Source organism: Planococcus glaciei (assembly GCF_900099655.1).
Classification (GTDB): Bacteria; Bacillota; Bacilli; order Bacillales_A; family Planococcaceae; genus Planococcus; species Planococcus glaciei.
Genome location: NZ_FNDC01000001.1, coordinates 539,406 through 555,690, shown reverse-complemented (window position 1 = coordinate 555,690; position 16,285 = coordinate 539,406). Strand labels below are relative to the sequence as shown.

Here is a 16,285-nt window from a genome sequence, read left to right as displayed (position 1 = left end):
GCTCCTGTCTAATTTTCTTACGGAAATTTGTGTGAAGAGCTAGGGTCTGTATTCCATTCCTCTTCCATCTCCCATATAATGTTAGAAATATAAAAAGGGGGAAGGGCATTTGGAGAAAGCAGCAGAAAGCTTTAGTTGGGTCGGAAGCCGCGACAGTTTTGTCGACCGGCCGCATGTCCTTTCTTTAAACCATTTAACAATCGGGCGCTTCGGCGGCAATTCATCGGCCGGACAGTACAAGAACGAAGACGGCTGCCTGGTGTGGATGAACGCACAGGCAGATTGGGAATTCGTCCTGCTGCTCGATGCGCACAATACGGCAGAGAGCGCGGAGAAAGTCTTGGAACAAGTGGAAGCCCACAAAGCACCGCTGGAAACTTTGTTGAACCGGCCGCTTGGTTCGACCTTTTTTCAGTTGCTTGAAAAAAAGGTGCTCGCTATGTTTCAAGCTGAAGAATTCCGCAAAGTGTGCCGGAATGTCCAGGGAGAAACGGCTTGTTTGATTGCCGTCCGAAAAGGCAAATACGTCTGGTGGTTTTCGATCGGCGACTGCCTGATGTATTTGTTTCATCCGGAACTGGCCGAATTTGGGCAGTATCAGCTGAACCAGCGCCAATTTTACGAATGGATCGGGCAAGTGAACACTTTTGAAGGAGTGGTGCCTTGTTATTCAAGCGGTACCCGAGAATTGCGCCAAGGGGATAATCAATTGTTCCTGACGACCGATGGTTTGGTTGAATGTCCAGGTGAACCGTTCGCGGAACCGAAAGCCATCAGAGGGTGTTTTGAAGGAGTTTCAAACGAACAAGGCGCTAGAGCGCTGCTAGCGGAAATTGAGAAAAATGGAGTGCGGGACAGCACAACGATTGTTTCCTGGAAAGTACAAGTTGCCGAAAAAGGAAGCCTGGCGAGCAATCAATAAAAGGAGGAAATGAAATGACAGACAGTGAACACATCTACGGCCATTTGCCGGTTATCGAAACAGGGCGTTTACTTCTCAGGAAGCTCACCTTGGCAGATGCCGGAGACATGTTTGAGTATGGATCTGATCCGATGGTTTCCCGGTTCATGCCATGGGAAGTGCATCAGACGACGGCAGACACAGAGGAATATCTTCGCTTCATCCTGAACGGCTATGAACAGAAAAACAAGCTGACTTGGGCAATCGAATTGAAGAGCGAAGGGAAGATGATCGGCACCATCGATTATGTAAAATGGCTGTCCAAGCACGGCCGGGCGGAAATTGGTTATGCCTTGTCACGCAACTATTGGGGCAATGGGCTCACCCAAGAAGCGGCAAAAGCGCTGATCGCTTTCGGTTTTGAAAAGATGGGGCTCAATAAAGTGGAAGCCCCTATTATTCCGGACAATTTCCAGTCGCAGCGGGTGCTGGAAAAGGTGGGGATGGTGAAAGAAGGAGTCGCGCGCCAGCATTTCCTTATGAAAGGCCGTTTTGTTGATTTGGCCATGTATGCTGTGTTAAAAGCGGACTTTATAGCGGAATAAAAAGAGGCCCGCTCAATGAGAGAGGCGGGCTTCTTACAGGTGTAACCGATTTTAAGGGCGGTCATTTAAATTTGAATGTTTCCGGGAGTAAACGAAGTAAATGACCAATCCGATTGCCATCCAAATGACAAATCGAATCATGGTGGCGCTGCCTAACTGGAAAATCAAGAAGCCGCAGAACAAAATGGCCAATGAAGGTATTAACGGAACGGCCGGGCAGCGGAAAGCTCGCGGCAGGTCCGGTTGTTTTACCCGCAGCACAATAACGGCAACTGATATTAGGATAAATGCCGACAAAGTTCCGATGTTTACAAGTTTCGCAAGTTCATCCAATCGCATCAAACCGCCCAGCAAAGCGGCAACGATGCCAAAAAACCAGGTTGCCAAATAAGGCGTATGGGTTTTCATGCTCACTTTAGAGAAAAATTTAGGCATCAAGCCATCTCTGGACATAGCGAACATAACTCTAGTCTGGCCATAAAGCATAACAAGCATTACAGTCGTCATGCCAAGTATAGCCCCTAGATCAATAATTCCAGCCACCCAATTTTGTCCGGATAATTGAAGAACAAGAGATACAGGATGATCGATAGCCTGTGAGAATTGTGCAAAAGGAACAACTCCGGTCATAATAGCAGATACGATGACGTAAAGAAGCGTACAAATCATAAGCGAGAAGATAATGCCGCGCGGCAGATCCCTTTTCGGATTTCGTGTTTCTTCAGCAGCAGAAGCAACAGCATCAAAGCCGATAAAAGCAAAAAACACTAAGGCGGCTGCTGCAAAGACTCCGTCAAAACCAAAAGGTGTAAACGGCTGCCAATTTTCTGGTTTTACATATACAACAGCTACAGCGATAAAGAGTAAAACTACGGATACTTTGATAATTACCATCACATTATTTACCCGCTTGGATTCTTTGACGCCGATTGAAAGCAATGTAGTAATAAGCATGACGATGATGAAGGCCGGAAGATTAAAGAATGTGGTAGTTCCCTCTACAGCTCCGGGAGCTGCAGTAAGGGCGGTAGGCAAATTAATCCCAAATCCGCCGAGCAGCGATTGGAAATAACCGGACCAGCCTACTGAGACGGCACTGACTGCCAGTAAATACTCAAGTATTAAATCCCACCCGATGATAAAAGCGATAAGCTCTCCAAGCGTCACATAGGTGTAAGTATAGACAGAACCTGAAATTGGCACAGTAGATGCAAATTCCGCATAGGACAAAGCGGCAAAAAAACAGGCTAGTCCGGCAATGATAAAAGAAATGGTTAGCGCCGGCCCCGCTGTCAAAGCCCCTGTTCCTGTCAAAACGAATATACCGGTACCAATGATGGCGCCAATCCCCAACATCGTTAAATCAAAAGCTCCTAATTCCTTAGAAAGCCCGCTTCTTTTTTCAGCAGTAATTTTTAAGTCCTGGATTGTTGTTTTTCTGAATAAATCATTTGCCATCGTTCTTATTCCCCTTTGAATTTTGTTGTATTTCCGCCGAATATAGTCAATACGAACAGCTGTGGTGCTTAGAGAAATAAGATACCTGCAAGGCCATTTGACTATTAGATTAAGCCGCTTTTATCGCTTTCCTTTTTTCAGGCTGTTTGTATTTTGGATAGCATATAACAGAATAATTTTTTTGTATATAAAATATTTTGATTGTTTAAATCATTTTTAAAAATCAATTTCCGGCAGTTGTCGTCTGAATTATGCCTTTTGAACTTACAGCACTTACCGTTAATTTAGTTGAATTCACTAAAAAATCCCTTAAAAATTACTGAAGAGCAGTTCTATGTTCCTTATTAAGTTCTACATTTGCCTTTGACTAAATTTTCAAAGTGAATTCTATAGAGAAAGCGGAAACTTAAAAATGAATAAATATACCTGGTGAAAAGTTGTCCTGCTAAAGCATAAAACAGCAGGATAAGACTATTATAAAAGAGACAAGATACAAGTAATACGGATTGGGCGGAATCGCTGCAGCAGCCAATCGAATATATGGAAGTGCCGCTGATTATCGAGCAAATGGCGAAGCGGGCAAATGTTTCAGTGTTTCATTTTCAGCGTAGTTTGGCGATTTTGACCGATATGGCGGTCGGGGAATATTTGCAGGGAAGGCAACCGGCCAAATGGGCGGCACCATCGATTATATTAACTGGCTGCCAAAGCGCTTTAAAGCGGAAATTGCTTATACACTATCGCAAGAATAATGAGGTGGATAAAATCAGTATCACACCTTTTAAAAAGCAGGCGGTCTTATGGGGGTTATTTTATTCATCGCAATCATTCTACTGATTTATGTACTGCAGATCAGATGGAATCTTGCTGTTTACAGGACTACATCTGCTGTTCAATAACTTGAATCAGAAAACCGCTGCCTTTTGCCGGCAGCGGTTTTTGTTTAGAAATTGAAATTATCCGGGTCGGCTCCGCTACGTTTGTTTTCATTCAACGCGGAAATGCGCTCCATATCCTCTTCCGTAAGTTCAAAATCGAAAATTTGGGAGTTCTGGACGATGCGGAATTCCTTGGCCGATTTAGGAATGGTGACGACGCCGTTTTGCAGGTCCCAGCGAAGGATGACTTGGGCTACGGTTTTTTCAAGCTTCGAAGCAATTTCCACGAGCAGCGGCTCCTCAAGCAGTTTGCCCTGCATAAGCGGGGACCAGGCTTCCAGCTGAATGCTGTGGGATTTGCAGAATTCGTGTAGCTCTTTTTGTGTCAGCAACGGATGGTATTCGACCTGGTTGACCATCGGTTTGATTTCGGCATCTTTCAGCAGTTCTTCCAAGTGGTGGATGTGGAAATTGCTGACGCCGATCGCTTTGACGCGGCCTTCCTTGTACAAAGTCTCCAGCGCGCGCCAGGCGTCTTTGAATTTGCCTTCGACCGGCCAATGAATCAAATATAGGTCCAGGTAATCCAAACCGGTTTTCTTGAGGCTCGTTTGATAAGCGGCAAGCGCTGATTCATAGCCAAGGTCCGAATTCCAGACCTTTGAAGTGATGAACAAATCTTCGCGCGAGAGGCCGGTTGCTTGAAGTCCTTCACGGATTCCTCGGCCGACTCCTTTTTCATTGCCATATAGGGCAGCAGTATCGAAGCTTCGGTAGCCATGGACGATGGCGGTTTTAACCGCATTCGCCACTTCGTCGCCGTCTTCAGCCCCGGATAGCCCCAGACCGAACCAGGGCATTTTCACGCCGTTAGGCAAAGTGGTGGTGTCTTGCAAGTGCTCCATATCGTTTGACCTCCAATTAAAGTAGTTTTTTGAAAAATCACGCATTATGATAGAAGTATGAACGAGGCGGAAGGAATCTGCAACCATTACGCAGACCTGTCTGAAGTGAGCATTTATTGACAGGAACCTGCTCCCCAGAAGGAATAAGATACAAGTAAGGAGTGAGCGATATGGGATGGGTGGAATCGCTGCAGCAGGCTATCGACTATATGGAAGACCATTTGGAGGAACCGCTGGCCATCGAGCAAATTGCGAAGCGGGCAAATGCTTCGGTGTTTCATTTTCAGCGGACATTTGCGATTTTGACCGATATGACGGTCGGTGAATATCTGCGGGGAAGGCGTTTAACCTTGGCGGCCCATGAATTGTCGAGCACGGACAACAAGATCATCGATATCGCCTACAAATATGGCTACGACACTCCGGAAGCGTTCTCTAAAGCTTTTCGGCGGCAGCACGGCATCACGCCAAGCGAAGCCCGAAAAAATCTGGGAGGGCTGAAATCCTATAACCGCCTGGTGATCCAGGTGAAACTGAGAGGAGCAGAACCGATGAAGTACAAAGTCGTGGAAAGAGGCAGCTTTAAAGTGGTGGGCTTCAAGCGGACATTTTCAACTTTGAACGATGAAAACATGCGGGGCATTCCGCAAATGTGGCAGGAAACCAACGCCAGCGGCTTGGATGAAAAGCTGTTTGAACTGAACCGCGGAGAGATTGAAGGCGTATTGGGAGTATGCGTTGCAGGAGAAGGCACCCATATGGATTACTGGATTGCAGCTGAGACAGACGATGGCGCAACGGGAGAGTTCGAAGAAATGGAGATTCCTGCTTCCAAATGGGGCGTGTTTGAAGTGCATGGCCCGATGCCTGATGCCATGCAGGACGCCTGGAAAAAGATTTTCACCGAATGGTTTCCGTCCAATCCTTACGAACCCGCAGGCACACCGGAACTCGAGGTGTATCCGCATGAAAATGCGTACCAGCCGGATTCCTATTCGGAAATTTGGATTCCGTTGAAAAACAAAGAAGAGTGAACTGGAAGGAGCGGCTGCCCCATGTGCAGCTGCTTTTTCAATTGCGCCTGAATTGTGCAGGTGGCAGGCACCGTAGAAAAAAGAGGATTCGGCCGTTGGGTGAAGAAAGGTAAGGGAACGAATGTAAATTTCACGGAAACATCCAGAGAGGGAGGGAACCGGGTGCCCGAAAAATCCTATTACCTTGGCGTCGACATAGGAACAACTTCAACGAAAGCAGTGCTTTTTGATAGGGGCGGGAAAGTAAAAGGAAGCGAAGCCGTTTTCTATCCGCTTCATACGCCGAATCAGCTCGTGGCCGAGCAGGAACCGGAAGAGATTTTCCATGCAGTCCTTAATTCGGTAAAAGAAGTGATCCGTAAAAGCGGCATTCCAGCGCAAGCGTTGAAACTGGTGGCTTTCAGTGCGGCGATGCACAGTTTGATGGCAGTGGGAAAAGACGGGAAGCTGCTAACCCAGAGCATTACCTGGGCAGATACCCGGAGTGCCAAACAGGCGAAAAAGATCAAGGAAGAAAAGGATGGGCATGCCATTTACCTTCGGACAGGCACGCCGATTCACGCCATGTCGCCGCTGTCCAAATTGGTTTGGCTCCAGGAAGAAGAACCGGCCGTATTTGAACGAGCCGAAAAATTTATCGGAATCAAAGAATACATTTTCCATAAATTGTTCGGAGAATACATTATCGACCATTCCTTGGCTTCTGCCACAGGCTTGTTCAATTTGAGGAATCTTGATTGGGACGAAGGCGCACTTGAGGTTGCCGGAGTGGAAGCCGGCCATTTGTCGCGCCTTGTGCCGACGACGCACCAGCTGGCAGGAGTCAAATCGGAATATGCCGCAGTTATGGGAATTCGGGAAGATGTGCCATTTGTCATCGGTGCTAGTGACGGCGTTTTGGCAAACCTTGGTGCGGGGGCAATTGAGCCAGGCGTCATAGCCGTGACAATCGGCACCAGCGGAGCGATCCGCACCATGTCGCCCAGACCGAAAACCGATCCAAAAGCGCGGACGTTCTGTTATGCGTTGACGGAAAACCAGTGGGTCGTCGGCGGTCCGGTCAACAATGGCGGCATCGTCCTGCGCTGGCTGCGGGATGAGTTTGCGTCTTCGGAAGTGGAAACCGCCAAGCGGCTGGAAATCGATCCTTACGACGTATTAACTCAAATCGCTTCCACCGTAAATGCCGGTTCGGACGGGCTGCTTTTTCACCCCTTTTTGACCGGTGAACGGGCGCCGCTTTGGGACGCCAACGCCCGGGGCTCCTTTTTCGGCCTGAGCATCCACCATCAAAAACAGCACATGATCCGCGCCGTACTGGAAGGCATCATCTTCAATTTGTATACGGTTCTGCTCGCTGTTGAAGAACTGACAGGCGAACCGGTGCGCATCCAGGCCACCGGCGGATTTGCGCGCTCGGACATGTGGTGCCAGTTGATGGCAGACGTCTTCGATAAACCGGTCACCGTGCCGGAAAGCTTCGAAAGTTCTTGTTTGGGAGCTGTCGTGCTCGGCATGTATGCACTGGGTGAAATCAAAGACTTCAGCATCGTCTCTGACATGATCGGCGCAACTCGTACCCATCATCCGGACGCAGCGGCAAGCAAAACTTACAGAGAACTGCTGCCAATTTATATCCGCTTGTCGCGTCTGTTGAAAGAAGAGTACGAAAGCATTGCCGAATTTCAGCGCAAGCATATGGAATGAAAAAAGAGCGGCCCGGAATGGCGTCAAGACGATTCCGGGCCGCTTTTTACGTTGATATGGAAAAGATGGGCATAAAGCGGAAGAAGTTGGTTGTATTCAGCGGAAACTTGGGCGTAAAAAGGCCGAAATTGGGCATAACCATGGACTAATTGAGCATATTTAATTAAAGTTTTATAGCTTGATCTGTGTCCTGTTTATCCGTTATCAGAAAATACTAAAAAATAGCTATAATCTCCTAAACGCTTCTGCTACGATGGAAATAGAAAAGAAGATGTGGAAACAACAGGGGGATGGCTGAATGAAGTACGATGCAATCGTAGTAGGGGCAGGGCTCGCGGGATTAGTGGCTGCAACTGAAATCGCGGACAGCGGCAAGAAAGTGCTGCTGCTCGATCAGGAACCGGAAGCATCGCTCGGCGGGCAGGCGTGGTGGTCTTTTGGCGGCTTGTTTTTGGTCGATTCACCGGAACAGCGGCGCCTTGGCATCAAGGATTCCAAAGAGCTGGCCTGGCAGGACTGGCTCGGGGCAGCTGGCTTTGACCGGGAAGAAGATGAAGATTTCTGGGGCAGGAAATGGGCGGAGGCCTATGTCGATTTCGCCTCCGGTGAAAAGCGGGCATGGCTGGCCGACATGGGCGTAAAATTTTTCCCGGTGGTCGGCTGGGCAGAACGCGGCGGCTATTTGGCAGAAGGGCATGGCAACTCGGTGCCCCGCTTTCATATCGTCTGGGGAACGGGCCCTGGAATCGTCGAGCCGTTTGAGCGAAAGCTGCGGGAGTACATAAAGGCGGGAGTGGTGGAATACCGCCCGCGCCATCAAGTGGACGGGCTGCTGACAAGCGGCTCTGCCGTAACGGGAGTGTTTGGTTCAGTGCTCGCTCCGAGCGATGTACAGCGCGGCGAAGCGAGTTCCCGTGAGAAAATCGGAGAATTCTCTCATGAAGCGGCATCGGTCGTTGTCACGAGCGGCGGCATTGGCGGCAACCATGAGCTGATCCGCAAAAACTGGCCGGAAAGGCTCGGGAAAGCGCCGCAAGAAATGCTGTCCGGAGTGCCGGCGCATGTCGACGGCCGGATGCTCGCCATCACGCAAAATATCGGAGGGCGCATCGTCAACCGCGACCGTATGTGGCATTACACGGAAGGCATCAAAAACTGGAATCCGGTCTGGAGCAAACACGGCATCCGGATTTTGCCCGGGCCATCGTCGATCTGGCTGGACGCGCGGGGCGACCGATTCCCGGCGCCGAATTTTCCGGGATTCGATACGCTCGGCACATTGGAAGCAATCCAGAAAACCGGCTACAGCTATTCGTGGTTCATTTTGACGCAAAAAATCATCGAGAAAGAATTTGCGCTGTCGGGTTCTGAACAGAATCCGGACCTCACCGGCAGAAGCATACGGCAGGTGCTGGAGCGCATCCGTCCGGGTGCCACAGCGCCGGTGCAGGCATTTATGGACAAAGGCGAAGACTTTATTATTGCCGATAGTTTAGAAGAGCTGGTCGGCGGAATGAACCGGCTGACCGGCGAAGCGCTGCTGGATGCCGAACACATTCGGCGCCAGATTGCAGCGCGCGACCTTCAGCTGACCAATAAATTCGGAAAAGACCTGCAGGTGACTGCACTGCGGGGGGCGCGCAAATACATCGGCGACAAATTGATTCGGGTGGCGAAGCCGCATAAAATTCTGGACCCTGCAAACGGCCCGTTGATTGCCGTGCGTTTGAACATTGTCAGCCGCAAAACGCTCGGCGGTTTGCAGACCGATTTGTCAGCCCGTGTTTTGAACGATGCAGGGCAGCCGATTCCCGGCCTGTATGCGGCCGGGGAAGTAAGTGGATTTGGCGGCGGGGGCGTCCACGGCTACCGGTCGCTTGAAGGGACCTTTCTCGGCGGCTGCCTGTTTTCAGGAAGAGTAGCTGGAAGAGCAGTGGCAGAAAGGGGGCGGGAGTGATGGCAAAGCATGTAAAAGGATTGACTTGGCTTGTCTTATTATTGATGCTTGCCGGTTTGATTTTGATTTTTACGAGTGTCCATTTCGGTATAGCCAGAGGGAATTCTTGGTTGATGCGGCAGGTGGAAGGAAGCGATTCTGAAATTTATTATATGGTCATTGAGACTTACACGGCCAGCTTCATGATGATCGGGGGGATTTTGTTCGGTGCGGGTCTGCTCATTGGCATCCTGACGTTTTTTACATCTGTACTATTCGATGAAGCGGAAGAAACCAGCCAAGCAGAGCTCCGCTTGAAAGAAAACGAAGATGCATAAGCAAAGAAAGGGCGAAAAACAGTTATGGAATTGAGAAAGACAGTCACAATCCGCCGCTATGAAGAGCGCGACTACCCGGCAATTCATGCACTGAATAAAACGGAAGGGTGGAGCAATCTGGTGGAAAAGCATGAAGATGCGAAACAGGCCTGGGGCCATTCCAACGCCGCTTTTATTGCAGAAAAGGATGAAGTGGTGGTGGGCTGCCTGCGCGGCCTGACGGATGGGCACATTACCTTGTACGTTGCAGAGTTGATTGTGGATAAAAAACTGCGCGGAAACGGCATAGGCAAAGAACTTCTTGCGTATGCCCACACACTTTATCCGAAAACCCGCCTTGAATTACTGGCAAGCAGTACGTCCAGCTCGTATTACGAATTGCAGGGGTATCGTCCTTTTTACGGCTTTAGAAAAACCATTTCTGAATAAATCCTTAATGGGTTCATAGAGAAGGAGCAGCTGCGCGGAAAAAATCACAGCGCAGTTGTCTAAAACAAGTGGACTGGTGGTGGGGGAAATACTCTTTTGCCGGTCCGTTTTTACGGAAGAAGAAAGGGGGTATAATGCAGAAAAGGAGAGACCGGGGGATACGTACATGAACAATTTCAGATTATACATATTACTCGTCATGATTATGTTTGCATGGGGCATGAACGTACCGGCCATGAAATACCTGACTTCCCAGATGGGCCCGGTGACAATGACATCACTGCGGATCTTTTTAGCAGGAGTGACGGTCTTCGCCATCCTGGCTGTCTTTAAAATGATCCGCAAACCGGCTAAAAGAGAATGGCCGTTGGTAATGATAGCCGCTGCACTCAACGTAGTGGCTCATCACTATTTGATTTCAATCGGCATTTCGTTGACGAGCGGAACAAATTCAGGACTCATTATCGGAACAAGCCCTATCATGACCGCGGTCTTCAGCTTGCTTCTGCTAAAGCTCAGCCCATCGAAATGGCAGTGGCTCGGCTTCGTTCTTGGGTTTGCAGGCGTCACTGCCACAGTGCTCGCCGGAAATGCGGAAACGAGTGCCGGTTCGGTTGGCGATTTATACATATTGCTGGCCATTGTGGCCCAAGTATTAAGCTTCATGGTTATCAGCAAAGCTTCGAAAACTTTGGATCCGCGCCTTTTGACAGCGTATATGTTCGTTTTTGGATCGATCGGCATTTTCTTCATCAGCCTCCTCCAGGAGCCGGGCGAATGGAGGCGTTTTGCCGAGATGGAACCTAAGTTCTGGGCGATTCTTGTTGGATCCGGAATCATCGCCACCGCGCTCGGTCACATGCTCTACAATCATGCCATTGGCGAAGTGGGGCCTTCCAAAGCAGCTATTTTCATTAATTTGAACACTTTTTTTGCCTTGCTTGGCTCATCCTGGTTTCTTGGAGAAACCATCACGTATCACCACATGGTCGGTTTTGTCGTCATTGCCTTGGGCGTGCTGTTTGGTTCAGGTACAGCAGAAGAACTGTGGCGGATGCGCATTCGATCAGCGAAACGATAAAGGGGCTGTTCCATAAGTCAAACAATAGACTTATGGGACAGCCCCTGCTTCTAATAAAGCGTAAGGGAATACTATTGCTCCTGTCTCTGCATCGCTGCGCTAGCTTCGAGACATGAAAAACCGTTGCATCGCTACGCTAGCTTCGTCGCAAAGGAGTTGTCCCAAATTGCTTTTGGGACAACTCCTTTTTGCGGCTTATTTCACGAAATGGGTACGGTCTTTAAACCAATGATAAAACTGCGCGCCTGTTTCACGTGGAACGTCTTTCAGTTCAGTGGCAAGAAGCGGTTTGCTGCGGATATGGAAGTGAAGGCTCGAAACGCCGAACTTCCGCTGCAGCCAGCTGTGTGTGACTTCGATTTCCTGTATTTTTACCCGCTTTGTCAATAAGGTAGTTGTTGAAAATGCACCTGTCTGAATCTGTATAAAACGTTCCGTTAAACGATAGCGCGTATAGCGGTACTCCAGGAAACGGGCAACGATGAAAATCACGAAAAGCGGAGCCGACAGCCAGAGCCATTCCATTTTGAAAACGGCAAGGGCGATTGTTGCTGCAATCCAGAAATAGTAAGGGCGCAGCAGCCGAATCCATAAAGCGCTTTTTGGCAAGGCTTGCATCGAACTGGAAATCTCATATTGCGGCAGCAGCTCCTCCACCAGGCGGTAAGCTTCTTTCGCAGGAAGGAACGGGAAAAGGGAATTGATTTCATTATCATCATTCCCAACGCTCCCGGCGCTTATCAGCTTCACTTCTGCCATCCCGAGAAGGCGTTTCAGAACAGGCTGTTCAATTTTAATGGCCTGGACCTTGTCTTTCCGGATCGAGAATTGGGTTTCCGTAAAAATGCCTTTGCGGATATAAATTCGGTGCTCATCAGCGGAAATGACGAATTTTCCGTATTTGGAGTACGTGGTGACAAACCCGATGATGGCTGAAAGCAGCAATGCAGTCAGGAAGACCGGGACAAGCAGCCAAAGCCGGGAGGCAAAAAAGGCGAATACAGATTGGGATGTTTCATCCAGGTTGAAAAAATCATCGAATTGAAAATACAGCGAAAAGAGAATCGGAAAAATGGCGAACATGCTTAACGAGGTAAAGGCGGCCTTCACCAAATCTTTCATGCCTGCTGTGAAATAAATCTGTCGTTCAGGAAGCGGTGGTGATGGAACAGGCACTTCTTCTTCAGTTATCGATTTAAGCGGTTCGGCATGTACCCGTTTTGCTTCCTCGACAAGCCCCTTGATCCGGTCGGCTTCCGCATGGGACAATACCGGGAATTTGACAGCGGCATCTTCTCCAGCCGTACCGGTTTCAAGCGTCAGCGACGTCAGTTTTAACAGACGATGCAAAAAGTTAGTGGTCTGCTGGACATTCTGAATCCGCTTCAGCTCCACATTGCGCTGCTTTTTGACGAAAATTCCAAGGTATAACGTAACGGTGGTATCGGAAATTTCATAGCGGGTGTACACCCAATTCAAAAAAATCTTGGTGACGGAAAAAAACATGGATGCAATAAACAGGCCTTTCAGCGCCAGGATAAATGCCGAGTCGCTGCCGGCTTTCAGGATAAACAGATAAAAAATAAAGAAGACGCTGCCTTTCACCAAAGAGACGAGTTGAAATAGCGGCCAGCTAAAATGGAAGTGTTGTCTTTCGGCTTCCATCATGGAGCCACATCCATTTCTTCGTCGCTGTCTTTGATTTTTGCCAGAACGCCGATTTGCGCGCGGAGGGCAAGCGCCTGCTCTTTCGGAATGGCCGGAATTTTGTGGGAAGAAGTGACCGTTCCGATTGTCAGGTCATACAAATCGTATTTTCTCAGGAACGGCCCTTGGTTGGTTGTCACGTATTCCACTTTGGCCATGGGAATCAAGGTATGGTGCTTGTTGAACCGGCCATGCTGCAATTGAATATACTCTTCATCAATTTCGTAGCGCCAGGTTTTTTGCAGCCAAGCGGGCTCAAACCAAATCGAGTAAAGGGAAGAAAGCAAGGAAATTCCGATTGCTCCCCATAAGATCCAAGTGACCCATGGCCACCAGCCGAAATGATTGCCGGCAACAAGAAGGGCGCAAATTACCAGAAACCCAATGGCTTCCATTAGGAAGTTGGACAACCGCCAGACACGGACCGCGTCAGGGGAAATCCTTCGGGTAGGTTCTTCTATATTTATATACATATCTTTCACCTCCCCTTTTATACGGCAAAGAGCAGGAAAATGTTTCAGTTATCTGGAAATAAGTAAACGAAAGGGAAGTGAAAAATGATGAAGGGTGAAAAAATCTATCTTCGGAAGCTGACAGTAGATGATTTAGAGGAGTTAGTGGACATGGAAATACGGAACAAAGAACTGTTTGAGCAGTTTTCCGTCACTCGCCGTCCCGATTTCTATTCAATTGAAGGGCAGGCGCTCCGGCTGCAGATGCAGGAAGCAAGCTGGCAGAACGACGACCAGTACAATTTCGGGGTTTTTTTAAATGACGGGGACGTGCTGGTCGGTTCGATCAATCTGGTTCAGGTGGTTCGGGGACCAGTCCAAAGCGCCATTATGGGCTATACCATTGACCAGGACCATAACGGCAAGGGGTATGCGACAGAAGCGGTCCGGCTGCTGGCCGAGTATGGATTCCGCGAACTGGGGCTGCACCGCATCGAAGCGGGGGTTATGCCGCATCACGAGGCATCGATCCGCGTCCTGGAAAAAGCCGGTTTCCATAAAGAAGGCATCGCTATTAAAAATGTCCAGATTCATGGCGTCTGGCAGGACCATCAAATTCTGGCGATCATCAACCCCGAAGATTAAGGGAAGAAGCTATGCCGGGCTGAGCAACTCTTTTGACTCTTTATTTCAGCAGTGGTAAGTTATGCTCAGTGACTTACTAAAAGTAAGCTGAATTTAAGGAGGCAACACCATGACAGTCAATGTAGAATCCCCGGTAGTGAAAGTAATGCAGGAAAGAAAATCAGTGCGGGCATATGATCCGGACTTTAAAATTTCAAAAGAAGAATTGGAAGAAATGCTGACGCTTGCGTCAACCGCTCCTTCTTCAAGCAACTTGCAGTCCTGGAATTTCATCGTCATCCAGGACCAGGAAGTGAAAAAAGAATTGCGTGCGATTGCCAATAACCAGGCACAGGTTGAAACGTCTTCAGCCATCATCGCCGTTCTTGGCAATATTGATGCATATAAGAACGTAGAAAAAATCTATACGCAAAATGTGGAAGAAGGCCATATGGATGAGTCCATCAAAGAACGGACCATCGAAAATACGTATAAGGTGTATCCGAATGCCCCAGTGGAAGCGCGAATGAACATCGCCGCATACGACGCCGGTTTGATTTCGATGCAGTTGATGCTGATTGCCAAAGACCGCGGCTACGATACCATTCCGATGGGCGGCTTTGACAAAGCGAAGTTTGCAGAGCGCTTTGAACTGCCGGAACACCTTTTCCCGATCGTATTGATCGCAGTCGGAAAAGCAGCATCGCCAGCTTTTGGCACGTCCCGTTTGCCGCTTGAAGACATTGCACGTTTTATTTGAAGTAACGGAAGGCCCGCTGTGTTTTAAAGCACAGTACGGGTCTTTTTTATTTGCCAAAAAACAGGAGAGTCGCAAAGGAATGGCGAAAAAGGGATATACGGAATTGAAGGAGGAGTTGCCATGGAATTTCCGGTACTTGAAACCGACAGGCTGAGGTTGGTGCACATCGGCCAGCAATATGCCGATTCTTTTTATCAAATCATGTCCCGGGAAGACGTGACCCGCTACTACGGCATGGATCCATTGATCAATGTGCAGGAAGCCGCCGCTGTCATTGAATCATTTCAGACGCTGTTTGAAAGCAAACGGGGAATCCGCTGGGGAATCACCTTAAAGGAAAATGGAGAATTTATCGGTACGATCGGCCTGAACAATTTGAATGTACGGGCAAAAAAGTCCGAAATCGGCTATGAACTGCATCCCGATTATTGGCGGAAGGGCTTGATGCAGGAAGCGGTTCAGGCGGTGCTGTTCTATGCATTCGGTCAATTGGACTTGGTGCGGATGGGGGCTGTGACGTTTCCGGATAACGGGGCATCTAGCCGGCTGCTGAAAAAGCTCGGGTTCATGGAAGAAGGAAAGCTGCGGAGTTACCTGTATCAGGGAGGCCAATCGCACGATGCCTTGCTGTTTTCCTTATTAAAATCAGATTGGACGAAGTAGGATGAGACAAATTATTGCACTTGGCGGCGGGGGATTTTCAATGGAACCGGACAATCCGCTGCTCGATCGATACATACTGGAACAATCCCAAAAAACCAGACCGAAAATCTGCTTTGTGCCAACGGCTAGCGGGGATTCCGACACCTATATCGCCAATTTTTATCGCTTTTTCAACGAACAGGATTGTGAGCCGTCCCATTTGTCGCTGTTTAAACCACCTGCTAAAGATCTGGAAGCGTTCGTTTTGGAGAAAGATATTATTTATGTGGGCGGCGGAAATACGAAAAATTTATTGGTGCTCTGGAGAGAATGGGGATTGGATGCAATTTTGCGGAAAGCCTGGGAGCAGGGGATTGTGCTGGCAGGCATCAGTGCAGGTTCACTGTGCTGGTTTGAAGACGGAGTGACCGATTCCTACGGGGAACAGTTGGAGCCGATCCGGAGCCTAGGCTTTCTTGAAGGCAGCAACTGTCCGCATTACGACGGAGAAATGGACAGAAGGCCTGTATACCAACGGCTGATTGCGGAAGGAACCATCAAAGGCGGCATCGCTGCGGATGACGGCACGGCCCTTCATTACATCGGCCAAGACATTCACCGGATTGTCAGTTCGCGGCCAAATGCCCATGCTTACCGCGTGCTCTTCGATGGGCACGTACAGGAAGAGAAGCTGCAGGCAGAGTTTCTGGGTTCCAAATAGCAGGAGGGAGTGGGGCAGATGATCAAGAACTTCCAGAACAGCCATTTGCCGAATGGAAAGCCGGCCTTTGGAATTATCGGATGTATGGCGGTCCTTTCTGCTGCAAT

At 48.9% G+C, this 16,285-nt stretch carries 16 protein-coding genes and 2 pseudogenes; 13 read left to right on the top strand and 5 right to left on the bottom strand.

The window, feature by feature from the left end:
- The first annotated feature begins 109 nt into the window (after positions 1-109).
- Positions 110-922, top strand: coding sequence for a PP2C family serine/threonine-protein phosphatase (locus BLQ32_RS02750; protein ID WP_074509002.1), 813 nt, complete (start codon positions 110-112; stop codon positions 920-922).
- Between the two features lie 14 nt (positions 923-936).
- Complete coding sequence (locus tag BLQ32_RS02745; RefSeq protein ID WP_074509001.1) at positions 937-1,506, top strand: GNAT family N-acetyltransferase; 570 nt, start codon at positions 937-939, stop codon at positions 1,504-1,506.
- 51 nt (positions 1,507-1,557) lie between these two features.
- Here the strand turns inward: BLQ32_RS02745 and bcaP are convergent, their stop codons facing one another.
- Positions 1,558-2,964 (bottom strand): branched-chain amino acid transporter BcaP, encoded by a 1,407-nt coding sequence (gene bcaP, locus BLQ32_RS02740; RefSeq protein WP_074509000.1) that lies wholly within the window; start codon positions 2,962-2,964, stop codon positions 1,558-1,560.
- Between the two features lie 540 nt (positions 2,965-3,504).
- Here bcaP and BLQ32_RS02735 point away from each other — a divergent pair.
- The gene (locus tag BLQ32_RS02735) at positions 3,505-3,801 is read left to right on the top strand and encodes a helix-turn-helix transcriptional regulator (RefSeq protein ID WP_074508999.1); all 297 of its coding nucleotides are present in this window, start codon (positions 3,505-3,507) and stop codon (positions 3,799-3,801) included.
- 106 nt (positions 3,802-3,907) lie between these two features.
- Here the strand turns inward: BLQ32_RS02735 and BLQ32_RS02730 are convergent, their stop codons facing one another.
- Positions 3,908-4,747, bottom strand: a complete 840-nt coding sequence (locus BLQ32_RS02730) for an aldo/keto reductase (RefSeq protein ID WP_074508998.1) — start codon at positions 4,745-4,747, stop codon at positions 3,908-3,910.
- Positions 4,748-4,917: 170 nt separating this feature from the next.
- Here BLQ32_RS02730 and BLQ32_RS02725 point away from each other — a divergent pair, with 170 nt between their 5' ends.
- The 6 genes from BLQ32_RS02725 to BLQ32_RS02700 all read left to right on the top strand — a co-directional run bounded on the left by BLQ32_RS02725 (position 4,918) and on the right by BLQ32_RS02700 (position 11,272).
- On the top strand, positions 4,918-5,781 hold the full coding sequence (locus tag BLQ32_RS02725) for an AraC family transcriptional regulator (RefSeq protein WP_074508997.1): 864 nt from the start codon (positions 4,918-4,920) through the stop codon (positions 5,779-5,781).
- A 162-nt stretch (positions 5,782-5,943) separates the two neighbouring features.
- The gene (gene gntK / locus BLQ32_RS02720) at positions 5,944-7,488 is read left to right on the top strand and encodes a gluconokinase (RefSeq protein WP_074508996.1); all 1,545 of its coding nucleotides are present in this window, start codon (positions 5,944-5,946) and stop codon (positions 7,486-7,488) included.
- Positions 7,489-7,786: 298 nt separating this feature from the next.
- Complete coding sequence (locus tag BLQ32_RS02715; protein WP_074508995.1) at positions 7,787-9,445, top strand: FAD-binding dehydrogenase; 1,659 nt, start codon at positions 7,787-7,789, stop codon at positions 9,443-9,445.
- A complete protein-coding gene (locus BLQ32_RS02710) occupies positions 9,445-9,762 on the top strand; it encodes a hypothetical protein (RefSeq protein ID WP_051413904.1) in 318 nt (105 codons plus the stop codon). The genes BLQ32_RS02715 and BLQ32_RS02710 overlap by 1 nt, the downstream gene beginning before the upstream one ends.
- A 24-nt stretch (positions 9,763-9,786) precedes the next feature.
- Positions 9,787-10,191, top strand: a complete 405-nt coding sequence (locus BLQ32_RS02705; RefSeq protein ID WP_074508994.1) for a GNAT family N-acetyltransferase — start codon at positions 9,787-9,789, stop codon at positions 10,189-10,191.
- A gap of 166 nt (positions 10,192-10,357) precedes the next feature.
- Entirely contained in the window at positions 10,358-11,272 is a 915-nt protein-coding gene (locus tag BLQ32_RS02700; protein ID WP_074508993.1) for a DMT family transporter, read from the top strand.
- 195 nt (positions 11,273-11,467) lie between these two features.
- Here BLQ32_RS02700 and BLQ32_RS20190 read toward each other — a convergent pair.
- The 3 genes and pseudogenes from BLQ32_RS20190 to BLQ32_RS02690 form a co-directional block, all read right to left on the bottom strand.
- Positions 11,468-11,722 (bottom strand): annotated as a pseudogene (locus BLQ32_RS20190) (PH domain-containing protein); the annotation flags it as partial.
- Positions 11,723-11,932: 210 nt separating this feature from the next.
- Positions 11,933-12,778: pseudogene (locus BLQ32_RS20185) on the bottom strand (PH domain-containing protein); the annotation flags it as partial.
- A gap of 158 nt (positions 12,779-12,936) precedes the next feature.
- On the bottom strand, positions 12,937-13,452 hold the full coding sequence (locus BLQ32_RS02690) for a PH domain-containing protein (protein WP_074508991.1): 516 nt from the start codon (positions 13,450-13,452) through the stop codon (positions 12,937-12,939).
- A gap of 84 nt (positions 13,453-13,536) precedes the next feature.
- Here BLQ32_RS02690 and BLQ32_RS02685 point away from each other — a divergent pair, with 84 nt between their 5' ends.
- The 4 genes from BLQ32_RS02685 (at position 13,537) to BLQ32_RS02670 (ending at position 16,178) form a co-directional block, all read left to right on the top strand.
- The gene (locus tag BLQ32_RS02685; protein ID WP_139150487.1) at positions 13,537-14,076 is read left to right on the top strand and encodes a GNAT family N-acetyltransferase; all 540 of its coding nucleotides are present in this window, start codon (positions 13,537-13,539) and stop codon (positions 14,074-14,076) included.
- A gap of 109 nt (positions 14,077-14,185) precedes the next feature.
- Positions 14,186-14,815 carry a nitroreductase family protein gene (locus tag BLQ32_RS02680; protein ID WP_074508990.1) on the top strand — a complete coding sequence of 210 codons (630 nt, stop codon included), beginning with the start codon at positions 14,186-14,188 and terminating at the stop codon, positions 14,813-14,815.
- Positions 14,816-14,935: 120 nt separating this feature from the next.
- Complete coding sequence (locus tag BLQ32_RS02675) at positions 14,936-15,478, top strand: GNAT family N-acetyltransferase (RefSeq protein WP_074508989.1); 543 nt, start codon at positions 14,936-14,938, stop codon at positions 15,476-15,478.
- A gap of 1 nt (position 15,479) precedes the next feature.
- Positions 15,480-16,178, top strand: a complete 699-nt coding sequence (locus tag BLQ32_RS02670; RefSeq protein WP_074508988.1) for a Type 1 glutamine amidotransferase-like domain-containing protein — start codon at positions 15,480-15,482, stop codon at positions 16,176-16,178.
- The last annotated feature ends 107 nt before the right edge of the window (positions 16,179-16,285 follow it).

Coding starts and splice junctions, on each gene's coding strand:
- BLQ32_RS02745 (WP_074509001.1), top strand. CDS start 937: ATGACAGACAGTGAACACATCTACGGCCATTTGCCGGTTATCGAAACA.
- bcaP (WP_074509000.1), bottom strand. CDS start 2,964: ATGGCAAATGATTTATTCAGAAAAACAACAATCCAGGACTTAAAAATT.
- BLQ32_RS02735 (WP_074508999.1), top strand. CDS start 3,505: ATGGAAGTGCCGCTGATTATCGAGCAAATGGCGAAGCGGGCAAATGTT.
- BLQ32_RS02730 (WP_074508998.1), bottom strand. CDS start 4,747: ATGGAGCACTTGCAAGACACCACCACTTTGCCTAACGGCGTGAAAATG.
- BLQ32_RS02725 (WP_074508997.1), top strand. CDS start 4,918: ATGGGATGGGTGGAATCGCTGCAGCAGGCTATCGACTATATGGAAGAC.
- BLQ32_RS02715 (WP_074508995.1), top strand. CDS start 7,787: ATGAAGTACGATGCAATCGTAGTAGGGGCAGGGCTCGCGGGATTAGTG.
- BLQ32_RS02710 (WP_051413904.1), top strand. CDS start 9,445: ATGGCAAAGCATGTAAAAGGATTGACTTGGCTTGTCTTATTATTGATG.
- BLQ32_RS02705 (WP_074508994.1), top strand. CDS start 9,787: ATGGAATTGAGAAAGACAGTCACAATCCGCCGCTATGAAGAGCGCGAC.
- BLQ32_RS02700 (WP_074508993.1), top strand. CDS start 10,358: ATGAACAATTTCAGATTATACATATTACTCGTCATGATTATGTTTGCA.
- BLQ32_RS02690 (WP_074508991.1), bottom strand. CDS start 13,452: ATGTATATAAATATAGAAGAACCTACCCGAAGGATTTCCCCTGACGCG.
- BLQ32_RS02685 (WP_139150487.1), top strand. CDS start 13,537: ATGATGAAGGGTGAAAAAATCTATCTTCGGAAGCTGACAGTAGATGAT.
- BLQ32_RS02680 (WP_074508990.1), top strand. CDS start 14,186: ATGACAGTCAATGTAGAATCCCCGGTAGTGAAAGTAATGCAGGAAAGA.
- BLQ32_RS02675 (WP_074508989.1), top strand. CDS start 14,936: ATGGAATTTCCGGTACTTGAAACCGACAGGCTGAGGTTGGTGCACATC.
- BLQ32_RS02670 (WP_074508988.1), top strand. CDS start 15,480: ATGAGACAAATTATTGCACTTGGCGGCGGGGGATTTTCAATGGAACCG.